The 13,636-nt window shown below is 71.3% G+C and carries 9 protein-coding genes; all 9 read left to right on the forward strand.

What is annotated here, in order from left to right; all coding sequences use genetic code 11:
• Nucleotides 1-372: 372 nt before the first annotated feature.
• Nucleotides 373-1,533 carry an MFS transporter gene (locus tag Q7W82_RS08250; RefSeq protein WP_242161430.1) on the forward strand — a complete coding sequence of 387 codons (1,161 nt, stop codon included), beginning with the start codon at nucleotides 373-375 and terminating at the stop codon, nucleotides 1,531-1,533.
• A gap of 27 nt (nucleotides 1,534-1,560) precedes the next feature.
• Nucleotides 1,561-2,220 carry an HAD family phosphatase gene (locus Q7W82_RS08255; protein WP_242161432.1) on the forward strand — a complete coding sequence of 220 codons (660 nt, stop codon included), beginning with the start codon at nucleotides 1,561-1,563 and terminating at the stop codon, nucleotides 2,218-2,220.
• Nucleotides 2,217-3,008: a DeoR/GlpR family DNA-binding transcription regulator gene (locus Q7W82_RS08260; RefSeq protein WP_242161435.1), complete on the forward strand. Its 792-nt coding sequence runs from the start codon at nucleotides 2,217-2,219 to the stop codon at nucleotides 3,006-3,008. Before Q7W82_RS08255 ends, Q7W82_RS08260 begins: the two co-directional genes overlap by 4 nt.
• Nucleotides 3,009-3,226: 218 nt before the next feature.
• A complete protein-coding gene (locus Q7W82_RS08265) occupies nucleotides 3,227-6,151 on the forward strand; it encodes a TonB-dependent receptor (RefSeq protein ID WP_242161437.1) in 2,925 nt (974 codons plus the stop codon).
• Between the two features lie 19 nt (nucleotides 6,152-6,170).
• The gene (locus Q7W82_RS08270; protein WP_242161439.1) at nucleotides 6,171-7,112 is read left to right on the forward strand and encodes a glycerophosphodiester phosphodiesterase family protein; all 942 of its coding nucleotides are present in this window, start codon (nucleotides 6,171-6,173) and stop codon (nucleotides 7,110-7,112) included.
• 147 nt (nucleotides 7,113-7,259) lie between these two features.
• Complete coding sequence (locus Q7W82_RS08275; protein ID WP_242161441.1) at nucleotides 7,260-8,510, forward strand: efflux RND transporter periplasmic adaptor subunit; 1,251 nt, start codon at nucleotides 7,260-7,262, stop codon at nucleotides 8,508-8,510.
• 21 nt (nucleotides 8,511-8,531) lie between these two features.
• Nucleotides 8,532-9,302, forward strand: a complete 771-nt coding sequence (locus Q7W82_RS08280) for an ABC transporter ATP-binding protein (protein WP_242161443.1) — start codon at nucleotides 8,532-8,534, stop codon at nucleotides 9,300-9,302.
• Nucleotides 9,299-11,740: an ADOP family duplicated permease gene (locus Q7W82_RS08285; RefSeq protein WP_242161445.1), complete on the forward strand. Its 2,442-nt coding sequence runs from the start codon at nucleotides 9,299-9,301 to the stop codon at nucleotides 11,738-11,740. Before Q7W82_RS08280 ends, Q7W82_RS08285 begins: the two co-directional genes overlap by 4 nt.
• Nucleotides 11,741-11,822: 82 nt before the next feature.
• The gene (locus Q7W82_RS08290) at nucleotides 11,823-13,217 is read left to right on the forward strand and encodes a sigma-54 dependent transcriptional regulator (RefSeq protein WP_242161446.1); all 1,395 of its coding nucleotides are present in this window, start codon (nucleotides 11,823-11,825) and stop codon (nucleotides 13,215-13,217) included.
• The last annotated feature ends 419 nt before the right edge of the window (nucleotides 13,218-13,636 follow it).

The following is a 13,636-nucleotide window of genomic DNA, read 5'->3' on the forward strand; positions in this document are numbered from 1 at the left end:
GGCCGGGGGTGAGGGTCAGGCCGCCAGGGAAGCCGCCCAACTCCCCTCTCCCCGGGAGAGGGGGCGGGGGTGAGGGTCAGGCCGCCAGGGAAGCCGCCCAACTCCCCTCTCCCCCCGGGAGAGGGGTCGGGGGTGAGGGTCCGGCGGAGACCGCCGCGCCTGCCGCACCGCAGCTACATTCCCGCGTTCGCAGCACCCAGACAGGACCCAACAGGGTCCTGTCGTCGTTTCGGTGCCACCGCATGCGTGGATCCCGCCAAGCCAATGCAGTGGCAGCCGCCATCGCTGTCTCTGATGTCGATTAATGCACGTTTTTACACGATTACGCACGTTCGTCTAAGCTGGCCCGGCACCGTTCGCCAGGGTTTCCGCATGCCGTCTGCTTCGCCGCCCGCTCCCGCCCCAGCGCCCACCGTCTCCCGCGCCGTCGCCGCCACCCGCGGCATGTTCCTGCTGTCGGGCATGGCCATGGCCGCCTGGGCGCCGATGGTTCCCTACGTCAAGGCGCGTTTCGGGCTGGACGATGCGCGGTTGGGCATGGTGCTGCTGGCCTTCGGCGCCGGCTCGGTGCTGGCGATGCCGCTGGGCGGCCTGCTCAGTCACCGCCTGGGTGCCCGCACGGTCATCGTCGCCAGCGCGTTGGCGCTGTGCCTGGCGTTGCCAGCACTGGCGCTGGCGCCCAGCGTGCCGCTGCTGGTGGCCGCGCTGCTGTACTTCAGCGCGGCGCTGGGCGCGCTCGACGTGTCGATGAACGCGCATGCGGTGGAGGTGGAGCGGCGCCTGCAGCAGGCGGCGATGTCCGGCTTTCATGGATTGTTCAGCGTCGGCGGGCTGATCGGCGCAGCCGGCATGAGCGCCTTGCTCGGTGCCGGCCTGCCGCTGCTGGCCGGCACCATGCTGGTCGCCACGCTGCTGCTGGGCGTGCTGCTGTGGCAGCGCAGCGGCTTGCTGCGGCACGCTGGGTCGGCCACCGAGGCGGTGCCGCTGCGGCTGCCGCAGGGGCCGGTGCTGCTGCTTGGCGCGCTGTGTTTCGTCTGCCTGCTGGCCGAGGGCGCCATGCTCGACTGGAGCGCGGTGCTGCTGCGCGAGCATCACGGCCTGGCGCCCAGCGCGGCCGGGATGGGCTATGCCGCGTTCTCGGTGGCGATGGCGCTGGGCCGGCTCGGTGGCGATCGCCTGGTGGCCTGGCTGGGGCCGGTGCGCATCGTCGCCCTCGGCGCGCTGCTGGCGGCGGCCGGGCTGGCGCTGGCCAGCCTCGGCACGTGGCCGGGCAGCGGCCTGCTCGGCTGCGTGCTGGTCGGCCTGGGCGCCTCCAACCTGGTGCCGGTGATGTTCGGTGCCGCCGGGCGCATGCCCGGCACCTCGCCGGCGTTGGCGCTGGCGACCTTGACCACGCTCGGGTATACCGGCCTGCTCGCCGGACCGGCGCTGATCGGATTCCTGGCCCACGCCATCGGCCTGCCGCTGGCGCTGGCCGCGGTGGCGGCGCTGTTGCTGCTGGTCGCCGCCGGCGCGCGCCTGGTGCGTCGTTGATCCCCACTTAGTCTGCTGGAGCCTGTCATGCCGTCGTCCCCTCTCTCTGCCGCTCCTTCCCTGGACACCGTGGTGTTCGATCTCGGCGGCGTGTTGATCGACTGGAACCCGCGCCATCTGTATCGCCGCCTGTTCGACGACGAAGCAGCGATGGAGACCTTCCTGCGCGAGGTGTGCAGCCCGCAGTGGAACGAGCGCCAGGACGCCGGACGACCGTGGCACGAGGCGGTGGCCGAACTGAGCGCGCTGCATCCGGCGCATGCGCCGATGATCGCCGCCTACCACGCGCGCTGGCCGGAGATGCTGGGCGGCGCAATGGACGCCACGGTGGCGGTGCTGGAGGAACTGCGCGGGCAGGGCGTGCGGCTGTACGCGTTGACCAACTGGTCGCACGAGACCTTCCCGATCGCGCGCGAACGCTACCCGTTCCTGCAGTGGTTCGAGGGCGTACTGGTGTCCGGCGAGGAACGCCTGGTCAAGCCGGATCCGGCGATCTTCGCGCTGCTGTGCGAACGCTACGCGATCGCGCCGGCGCGGGCGGTGTTCATCGACGATGCGCCGCGCAACGTGCACGCCGCCGCGGCCACCGGCATGCACGCGCTGCAGTTCCGCGACGCCGCCACGCTGCGCGAGGACCTGGTCGCGCTGGGCCTGCTGCCGCCGCGCGCCGACGCCGCGCCGCCATGAGCGGCGAGCGCGATGCGCTGCCGCAGGAGCGGCAACAGGCGATCCTGCAGCGCCTGCGCGCGCACGGCCGGGTGGTGGCGGCGGAACTGGCCGAGCGCTTCGCCGTGTCCGAGGACTCGATCCGTCGCGACCTGCGCGAACTCGCGGCGCAGGGGCTGTGCCGGCGCGTCTACGGCGGCGCGCTGCTGCCCACCCCGAGCTTCGCGCCGTTGCCGCAGCGCCAGGCCGAGCACGCCGAGCGCAAGCGCGCGCTGGCGCTGGCCGCGGTCGCGCTGGTCAAGCCCGGGCAGCGGCTGCTGATCGACGCCGGCTCCACCAACGGCGCCATCGCCGCGGCGCTGCCGGCAGGGCAGGGGCTGAGCGTGGTCACCAATGCGCCGGACATCGCGCAACGCCTGCTGCGCCGCGAAGGCATCGAGATCCTGCTGATCGGCGGGCGCGTGGATCCGCGCAGCGGCGCGGCGGTCGGTGCCCAGGCGCTGCAGCAACTGCGGCAGTTGCGTGCCGACCTGTGCTTCCCCGGCGCCTGCGCGATCGACCCCGAACGTGGCCTGTGGGGCGTGGACGACGAGGAAAGCCTGTTCAAGCGGGCGATGGTCGAGGCCAGCGCCGAGACCGTGGCGGTGGTGACCAGCGACAAGCTCGGCACCCTGGCCGCGCACCGCGTGGTCGGCGTGGAGGCGATCGACCGGCTGGTGGTCGAGCACGACGCCCCGGCCGGCGTGCTCGCCGCGTTCGTCGCGCAAGCGGTGCAGGTGCACCGCGCTGCGCCCCCGGCGGCGGACTGAGGCGCCCGCCAGACCGCTTCTGATTCAGGCGCGTCCGCCACGGCGCACGTGGCTGCAGCATCGGAGCGCAACGCCCCTCGCGGCACGGGCGGCCGATTCGCGCCGCATGAGGCCGCGGTGTCTTCGCGCTTTCCGCGCGCCGCCATCGGGTCGTCATATCCCTGGGATTAAATAACGAACTTTAAGTTACTTAATTCGGTCAACCAGGGGACATCGCCATGCAACCACTCACCCATCGGCGCCGCGCGCTGATCGTCTGCGCGCTTGCCGCCAGCTGCCAGGCCGCGCTGGCGCAAGACGCCGCATCCACCACGGCGACGGTCGCTGCCGACGCCAGCGCCGTCGCGGCGACCAGCGCGCCGGCCGTCGGCGACACCACGCCCACGACCAAGCCCACCACCACGCCCCACGCTGCCGCCAGCGACGACGGCACCACCACGCTGTCCAGCGTGCGGGTCACCGGCGTGCGCAAGGCCAATGCCGCCGCGATCGAAAGCAAGCGCGCGGCCACCAACATCACCGACGTGGTCAGCTCCACCGACGTGCGCGCGCTGCCGGACACCACCATCGTCGAGGCGCTGCGCCGCATCCCGGGCCTGTCGGTGCTGCCGGCCACCGACAACGAACATCCGCGCGACGAAGCCGCCACCCCGGTGCTGCGCGGCCTCGGCCCGTCCTACAACAACGTCACCATCGACGGCCTGACCGTGGCCTCGCCGGGCACGCCCAACGGCACGCTCGGTTCGATCACCCGCGGCGTGCGCCTGGACATCCTGCCGGCCTCGATGGTCAGCGAACTGCAGGTCATCAAGACCTTCACCCCGGACCTGGACCCGAACGCCACCGGCGGCGCGATCAACCTCAAGACCCGCAGCGCGTTCGAGAACGGCGGCAAGCCGTTCTTCACCGCCGAGGCCTCGCTGGGCCACGCCAACGACGTCGGCAAGCCGCGCGACCAGGACGACCCGGGCTACCGCCTGCTCGCCACCGGCAGCCGCACCTTCGGCAGCGACGGCCAGTACGGCCTGACCCTGTCCGGCAACTACCAGACGCTGAGCAGCTACACCGAAACCCACATGACCACCGACACGGTGCACTACGGGTTCTACGACAGCACCGGCGCGCTGCAGAGCGGCACCAACCTGGGCAACGGCTGGGCCGTGCCGCAGCAGGACAAGTACTGGTACGTGATGGACAAGCGCGACCGCTACGGCCTCACCGGCAAGTTCGAGGCGCGGCTGAGCGCATCCCTCCAGGCCTACGCCATGGCCGGCTACTACTACTTCCGCGACAACATGGAGCGCAACGAGATCATCCTCGATCCGCGCAACCGCAATCGCGTCTACAACCAGACCGCCACCAGCGGCACGTACCCGGTCGGCGACGTGGAAGTGGGCTACTCCAACCAGATCACCACCACCCGCACCAAGCTTGGCCAGACCGGCTTCGAGTGGCGACCGGACGACCGGCAGCTGCTGTCGGCGCGCGCGTCCTGGTCCGATGCCACCTATGCCGAGCCGATCAAGATGATCAAGTACGTCACCGGTGCGCAGCGCCCGGCCGCGGTGCCGACAGGACAGACCGGCGCCGGCGTCACCGTGGTGCCGACGGCGGCCTATGGCTTCAACTACGACACCTCCGCGCTCAACCAGCGCTTCCCGATGTCGGCGCAGGCGTACTACGACTACGACAACTACAGCCTGCTGTACTGGCGCCCGGACTACCAGCGCAACGCGCGCGACAAGGTGTTGACCGGGCGCCTGGACTACGCCTTCAACCGTGGCGAGATGGACCGCGGCTTCGGTTTCGGCAGCGGCCTGAGCTACACCCGCGACGAACCCGGCTTCGACATCTATCGCGTGGAATACCAGCCCAACCGCAGCGCGCCGCCGCTGAAGATCGCCGACGTGCTGGCGCCGTCCAATGCGCCGATGCGCTACCTCGGCCTGAACCTGATCGCGATCGATCCGAACAAGGCCAATCAGGTGCTGGAGGCGACGCCGCTGAGCGCGTTCAACCGCACCGACCAGAGCGCCTTCAGCAACCAGGACAACTTCAGCCATCGCGAAGAAATCTTCGGCGCCTACGGCCTGGTCGGCTATCGCGCCGACGCGTTCGATGTGGAGGCCGGCCTGCACTACGACCACACCGACCAGTCCACGGTCGGCCGCCAGCGGCAACTGGATGCGGCCAGCGGCAACTACGTCTACGTCGATGCGCCCACCGAGTCGCGTTATGCCAAGGTGCTGCCCTCGGCGGTGATGACCTACCACGTCAACGACCGCCTCGACCTGCGCGCCGGCGCCAGCCGCACGCTCGGCCGTCCGCCCTACGACGCCTACGCCGCGCGCACCTCGATCGGCTTCGTCAACAGCAGCGACATGGGCAATCCCAATGCGCAGGGCGTGACCGTCACCATCGGCAATCCCGACATCAAGCCGCGCGTGTCCACCAACCTGGACCTGTCGCTGGAATGGTGCCTGCCCGACGACGTCGACGGCATGTTGGCCGCGGCGCTGTTCGACAAGCGCATCCAGGACGAGATCTTCACCCTCTCGCGCACCGACCAGTTCAGCTTCAACGGCACCACGTACTCCAACGTGCTGATCAGCACCCCGGCCAATGCCGCCAAGGCGCATGTGCGCGGCCTGGAGCTGAGCGCGGTGCTCAACACCTTGTTCCCGGGCGTGCCGGCGTTGTCCGGCCTGGGCGCCAGCGCCAACCTGGCCCTGCTCGACGGCGGCATGGACGTGCCGTTCACCAGCGGCAGCGCGCCGAACGTGGTGCAGCGCCAGCGCACCGTCGATCGCCTGGTCGGGCAGCCGGACTACACCGCCAACGCCTCGCTGTTCTATACCGTCGGCGGCGTCGAACTGCGTGCGGCCTACAACCGCCAGGGCAAGGCGCTGCGCGCCATCGTCAGCAACATCGCCTGGCAGGACCTGTACTGGGCGCCGCGCTCGCAGCTGGACCTGTCGGCGACCTGGGCGGTGAGCAAGCAGCTCAGCGTGGTCGGCCAGATCAGCAATGTCACCCACAGCCGCCTCACCAGCTTCACCGGCCCCGGCGAGAACCTGCTGAAGGACAGTTATTCGATGCCGACCACCTACTGGCTCGGCCTGCGCTTCACCCCGTCGCTGTGACCGTTGCCGGAGACCTTCCATGAACCTGCTTTTCTCGCGCGGCGCCCTGCTTGCCGCGCTGCTGACCGCGACCGCCCCGGCCGTCGCCGCCATCGCCCCGATCCAGGCGCGCCTGGCCAATCCCGACGGCGGCATCTTCGTCGTCGCCCACCGCGGTTGCCACAATCCCGCGCCCGCGCACGGCTTCGCCGGGCACGCGCCGGAGAACTCGCTGCTGGGCCTGGAGCGCTGCGTGGCGCTGGGCGTGGACATGCTGGAAACCGACATCCGCCGCGCCGGCGACGGCACCCTGGTGATGTTCCATGACGCCACCGTCGACCGCACCACCGACGGCACCGGCAAGGTCGCCGAACTGACCTGGCCGCAACTGGCGCGGCTGCGCCTGCGCGACGACGAGGGCGGCGCCGATGCGCCGCTCACCGACCAGCATCCAGTGACCCTGCAGCAGATGCTGGCCGCGGCCAAGGGCCGGATCATGCTCAACCTCGACGTCAAGGCGCCGATCTACGCCGAGGTGGTCGACGCGGTGCGCCGCGCCGGCATGGAGCGCCAGGTGGTGGTCAAGACCGAAGTCGGCGTCGCCAGCCAGGACCTGGCGTCGATGCCGCCGTTCGACCGGATCAACTTCACCCCGGTGCTGCTCAACCCGCCGGGCACCGACGACCTGGTGCAGACCGTGCGCACCCAGACCGGCGGCAAGGTGCGGCCGGTGGCGATCGAACTGCCGCGGATGCGCCTGGCCCAGTTGCCGGCGGTGGCGGCGCTGGCCAGGCAGCGGCAGGTGCGGCTGCTGGTCAATACCCTGTGGGAGGGCTTCGTCGCCGACGTCGGCGGCGATGCCGATGCGGTGCGCGATCCGGACGCGGTGTGGGGGCGGCTGTACCGCGCCGGCATCGGCGCCTTCCAGACCGACGAACCGGAAGCGCTGCTGCGCTATCGCGCGTCGCTGGAAAAACCGTGAGCCGCGCCTGACCGCGCCACTGTCCGGAATCGGTCGGTGCGCGACCGTTTGCGGACGCGGCGATTGCAGGCGTCGCGATCGCGGCATAAGTAATTCAATACGTTAGCGTGGTTCGACGATTGGCATGCAGCCTGCTGTACAGCAGGCATGGATATCGCGAAATCACCGAACCGTTCGTTCTGGCGCCAGCGCCGTCGCTGGCTGGTGGCGGCCGCTGTCGCTGCGGTACTGCTAGGCGTGGTTCTGCTCGGCAGTGGTCGCGCGGCGCCGCGCGTGGCGCGCAGCGAATTGTGGATCGATGCTGCCACGCGCGGCGAAATGCGCCGCGAGGTCCGCGCCAACGGCGTGCTGGTGCCGCGGCAGATCCGCTGGATCACCGCCGGGGCCCCGGCCACCGTGCAACAGCAACTGGTCGAGGCCGGCGCGCGCGTGCAGGCCGAGACGCCGCTGCTGCAACTGGCCAATCCCGAACTGGGGGCCGGCCTGGACCGCGCCCGTGCCGCGCTGGCCGCCGCCGATGCCGACCTGGCCGCACTGCACGCCGCGCTGGCCTCGCAACTGCTGGACCAGCAGGCGCTGCAGGCGCAGGCCGAGTCCGAGCTGCAGATCGCGCAGATCAAGGCCAAGGCCTACCAACGCGGCCACGACGGCGGCGCGATCTCGGCGATCGATTTGACGCAGAGCCAGATCGTCGAGGCGCAACAGCGCGGCCACGCCGACATCGAGCGCAAGCGCGTGGCCGCGTTCCGGCAGAACATGGCCGCGCAACTGCGCGCGGCACAGGCACGGCGTGAACAGGCCGCCAGTGCGCTGGCCATCGCCACGCAACAGGCCGACTCGCTGCAGGTGCGTGCCGGCAGCGACGGCATCCTGCAGCAGGTGGACGTGGAGCCGGGCCAGCGCGTCGAGGCCGGCGCCAAGCTGGCGCGGGTGGCGCGCCCGGACGACCTGCTGGCACGCCTGCAGGTGCCCGAAGTCCTGGCCAAGGACGTGATCGAAGGCCTGCCGGTAACGGTGGACACGCACAACGGCGTGGTCCGCGGGCAGGTGGCGCGGATCGATCCGGCGGTGCGCAGCGGCAGCGTGGCGGTCGACGTGCGGCTGACGCCGCCGCTGCCGCCCGGCGTGCGCCCGGACCTGTCGGTGGACGGCCGCATCGTGCTCGGCACGCTGCGCGACGTGGTCAGCATCCCGCGCCCGGCGCTGGCCGTGCCCAACGCCGTCGGCAGCCTGTTCGTGCTGCGCGACGGTGGCGACACCGCGCAGCGCATCCGCGTGCGCTTCGGCGCCGCCTCCAGCGACCGCATCGAAGTCCGCGCCGGCCTGCGCGCCGGCGACCGCGTCGTGCTGTCCGACACCAGCCAGTGGAATGCCGACGCCACCTTGCGCTTACGCTAGCCTCACCAGGAGAGATCCCGCATGACCGCAGTTCCCGCACCTTCCGCCGCGCCGCTGATCCACCTGCACGGGCTCAGCAAGGTCTTCCACACCGAGGAAGTGGAGACCCACGCCCTGGCCGAGATCGCACTGGACGTGGCGCCTGGGGATTTCGTCGCCATCACCGGCCCGTCCGGCTGCGGCAAGTCGACCCTGCTGTCGATCCTGGGCCTGCTCGATGCGCCCAGCGGCGGCACCTACCGGCTCAACGGCCGCAGCGTCGCCGAACTGGACACCATCGGCCGCGCGCGCATCCGCAACGCCGAGATCGGCTTCATCTTCCAGGCCTTCAACCTGATCGCCGACCTTACCGTGGAAGAGAACGTGGCGCTGCCGCTGACCTACCGCGAGGGCGCCCAGCGCAGTCAGATCCGCCAGCGCGTGCGCGAGGTGCTGGAGCTGGTCGGCATGCAGCATCGCCACAAGCACTATCCGGGGCAGTTGTCCGGCGGCCAGCAGCAGCGCGTGGCGGTGGCGCGCGCACTGGCCGGCAACCCGGCGATCCTGCTCGCCGACGAGCCCACCGGCAACCTGGACAGCCGCAACGGCGAGGCGGTGATGCAGTTGCTGGAACAGCTGCACGACCACGGCACCACCTTGTGCATGGTCACCCACGACCCGGCGTTCGCGCGGCGCGCCCAGCGCATCGTGCACATGCTCGACGGCCGCATCGTCGACGAGGACACCTTCGAGCGGCTGCGCCACGAGCAGGACGTGGCGTTGCCGGCGCGTCATGCGGAGCAGGCGCGATGAGCGCCGCCCTGCATTGGGCCGAGATGCGCCAATCCTGGCGCACGCTCGCGCGCAGGCCCGGCTATCTGCTGCTGGCGGTGCTGACCCTGGCGCTGGGCGTGGCCACCACCACCGCGGTGTTCGCGCTGCTCGACCAGGCCTTGCTGAAACCGCTGCCGTTCCCGCAGCCGGAGCGGCTGGTCACCCTCGGCGTATCCAGCGACTCTGGCCGCAATGTCGCTGCACCCGGCTACTACCCGGTGTTGCGGCGCATGTCGAGCCTGCAGTCGATCGGCATCCTGCGCGCGTTCCCGGTGCCGGCCAACATCGCCCGCGGCGATGCCAGCGAGGTGGTCGCATCGATCAGTGCCGATGCCGGCGTCCTGCGCACGCTTGGCTTGCCGATGGCGGCGGGGCGCAACTTCAGCGACGAGGAAAGCCGGCCTGGCGGGCCGCAGGCGGTGATCCTCAGCCACCGCTTCTGGCAGCGCTATTTCAGCGGCGACCCGACGGCGGTGGGGCGTACCCTGCAGGTGGAAGGCAAGCCGGTGCAGATCGTCGGCGTGTTGCCGGCGGACTTCCCCTGGGCCGAACCGTTCGACCTGATCCGCAACATGCAGCCGGACCTGGCCGCGACCAACCTGTCCACCAACGAGATCGTGGTGGCGCGGTTGCGGCCCGGCGTCAGCGTGGCCGCCGCGTCCGCGCAGACCGCGACGACGCTCCAGGCGCTTTTGCGCAACAGCCCGCACATGGACGCGTCGTGGTGGGCGTCGCTGCAGCGACGGCCGCCCAACGCGCTGCCGCTGCAGGACAGCCTGTACGACGCCAACAGCGGCAACACGCTGTGGCTGTTCTTCGCCGCGGCCACCTGTGTGCTGCTGATCGCCGCGATCAACCTCACCAGCCTGATGTTGTTGCGCGCGCTCGGGCGCAGCCACGACAGCGCGGTGCGCGCCGCACTGGGCGCCTCGTGGCTGCGGTTGAGCCTGCCGGCGCTGGCCGAAGGCGTGCTGATCGGCGCCCTCGGCAGCCTGGCCGGCCTGGCGCTGGCCTGGCTGGGACTGCGCCTGCTCGGTGGCTGGGTGCCGCTGATGTGGATGCGCGGCGAGGCGCCACACCTGAGCGGCGCCAGCGTGCTGTTCGCGCTGCTCGCCGGTGGCGCGACAGCGCTGTTGGCCGCAGCGCTGGGCATCGTCCGCGGTCGTCGCCGCAACCTGGTGGTGGAGCTGGCCGGCGGCGGTCGCGGCGGCTGGAGCCTGCAGGCCGGTCGCCTCGGTCGCAGCCTGGTGATTGCGCAGGTGGCCATCGCCGTGGTGCTGCTGATCGGCGCGGCGCTGTTCACCCGCACCTTGCAGAAGCTGGCGGAGGTGCCGATGGGCTTCGACAGCCGCTCGGCGGTGGTGTTCACCCTGGCGCCGGTGAAGGAGCGCTACGTCACGGCGGCCGCTGCGGTGGAGCAGACCCGGCGCATCGTCGCGCGGCTGCAGCAGGTACCCGGTATCGAACGCGTGGGGGTGTCGACCAATCCGCCGACGGCCACGCAACTGAGCTGGAGCGTGGAGGTCGACGGCGCGCCCTCCGTCGACGCGCAATACCGGCTGGCCACGCCACAGTTCCTGGAGGTCTTCCGCATCCCCTTGCTGGCCGGGCGCGGGATCGCCGACAGCGATGTGGCCGGCGCCGAGCGGGTCTGCGTGGTCAGCGCCAGCTTCGCCGCGCGCTATCTGCACGGGCAGGCGCTGGGCAAGATCGTCACCTTGCCCGACGATGGCGGCGACCAGCGCTTGTCGATGCGGGTGGTTGGCGTGGTCGGCGACGTGCGCCATACCAGCCCGGCCGAGCCGCCGGAGCCGACCGTCTACCAGCCGCTGGCGCAGATGGGCGAGCCGATGTGGCAGATCATCCGCAGCTTCGGTGCATTGACCTACGCCGTGCATCTGCGTGCCGGCGCGCTGGGTGCCGACGAGCGTGCGCTGCGTGCCGCCATCGACGAAGTGGCGCCACAGCAGCCGATTGCCGATCTGCAACCGATGCAGGCGTTGGTCGCCAGCACCACCGGCGAACAGAAGCTCAACCTGCTGCTGGTGGGGCTGTTCGCGGGACTGGCCTTGTTGCTGGCGGCGGTTGGCCTGTACGCGGTGATGGCGGTGGCGGTGGCCGCGCGCCAGCACGAGTTCGGCGTGCGCGCCGCGCTTGGCGCACCCCCGGCGCGGCTGCGGCGGCAGGTATTGGGCGAGGCCGGCGTGCAGATCGGGGTGGGCCTGCTGCTGGGCCTGGGCGTGGCGATGGCGGTGTCGCGGCTGCTGCAGCGCTACTTGTTCGAGGTGCGCGTGGCCGACCCGCTGGCGATCGGCGCGGTGCTGCTGGTGCTGGCCGCGGCCGGCCTGCTCGCCGCGCTGGCGCCGGCACGGCGCGCGGCGCGGGTGCCGCCGATGCAGGCCTTGCGCGCCGAATGATCCGCGTCGCCTCTCGATGCCGCTGCGCCACGACGGTGGTCGTGGCGCCTGTCCCGCGCGCCCGGCCGCTAGACTCTGCGCCATGACCGACACCCGCACACCGCCCTTGCCGCGCATTCTCGTCGTCGACGACCAGGCCGACGTACGCGAGGCCCTGCGCATGCTGCTCAAGAGCGCCGGCTACGGCATGGTCGGCGCCGAGTCGCCGGAACTGGCGCTGGCCTGCCTGCGCGGCGACGCGTTCGCCGCGGTACTGGTGGACATGAACTACGCCCGCGACACCACCTCCGGCGCCGAGGGCCTGGCGCTGATTACGCAGATCGCCGCGCAATGGCCGGGGCTGCCGGTGATCGCGATGACCGCGTGGGCCAGCATCGAGCTGGCGGTGGCGGCGATGCGCGAGGGCGCGGTGGATTTCATCGAGAAGCCCTGGCAGAACGCGCGGGTCCTGGCCGTGCTGGAGAGCCGTATCGCGTTGGACCGCAGTCGTCGCGCCGCGCAACGGCTCGGCGAGGCGCAGGCGCTGTTGCTGCAGGACGCCGCCGCCGGCTTCGTCGCCGAATCGGCACCGATGCAGCGCCTGGTCGAGGACCTGCTGCGCATCGCCGGCAGCGGCGCCAACGTGCTGCTGCTGGGCGAGAACGGCACCGGGAAGAGCCTGCTGGCGCAACTGCTGCACCAGTGGTCGCCGCGCCGCGCGCAGGCCTTCGTCAAGGTCAACATCGGCGGACTGGCGCCGACCCTGTTCGAGGCCGAACTGTTCGGCCACGTGCGCGGCGCCTACACCGACGCGCGCCAGGATCGTGCCGGCCGGTTCGAACTGGCCGACGGCGGCACCCTGTTCCTGGACGAGATCGGCAACCTGCCGTTGCAGCAGCAACCCAAGCTGCTGCGCGCGATCGAGGACGGCGAGTTTGAGCGGCTCGGCTCCTCGCGCACGCAGCGGGTGGACGTGCGCATCGTCGCCGCGACCAACGCCGACCTGGAGGCGGAGGTGGCGGCCGGTCGCTTCCGCCAGGATCTGCTGTACCGGCTCAATACCTTCCAGGTGCGCGTGCCGCCGCTACGCGAGCGCGGCGCCGACATCCTGCCGCTGGCGCGGCATTACCTCGCCGCCGCCTGCACCCGCTACCGGCGGCCGCTGCCGACGCTGGCGCGCGACGCCGAGCGCGCCCTGCTGGGCTATGCCTGGCCCGGCAACGTGCGCGAGCTGGCGCACGCCATGGAGCGCGCGGCACTGCTCGCCGACGGCAGCATCCTGGGCAGCGACGACATGCGCCTGCAGCCAGCGACCAGCGCCGCGCCAGCGCTGTCGACGCAGCTGACCCTGGACGAAGCCGAGGCGTTGCTGCTGAAGCAGGCGCTGGCGCAGCAGCAGGGCAATCTGCAGCGCACCGCCGACCAGCTCGGTATCACCCGGCAGAGCCTGTACCGGCGCCTGGGCAAGCACGGGCTGCGCAGCGATGACGCCGGCTGAGCGACAGCGCTTCCGGCCGCTGTGGCTGGTGACGCCGGCCTTGCTGGCCTTGGTGCTGGTGCTCGCCGCCGGCGCGCCACGGCTGCTCGAGGCGGTGCTGTTGCTGCTGTGCGTGCTGCTGCTGACCGCAGTGCTGTGGCGCTGGCAGCAACGCGACGCCGGGCAGCGCCTGCGTACCCTCGGCGGCCTGCTGGACGCACTGCGCGAAGGCGATTACAGCGTGCGTGCGGCGCAGGACGCGCGCGATGCCGACGGCCTCCTGGCGCGGTTCAACGCCCTGGCGCAACGCCTGCAGGACGAACAGCGCGAATCGCACGAAAGCCTGCACCTGCTGAGCAAGACCCTGGCGGCACTGGACGGGGCGGTGTTCGCGTTCGAACAGGACCAGCGTCTGCGCCTGCTCAACCCGGCCGGCGAGC

Source organism: Xanthomonas indica (assembly GCF_040529045.1).
In the GTDB taxonomy this organism is placed as follows: domain Bacteria; phylum Pseudomonadota; class Gammaproteobacteria; order Xanthomonadales; family Xanthomonadaceae; genus Xanthomonas_A; species Xanthomonas_A indica.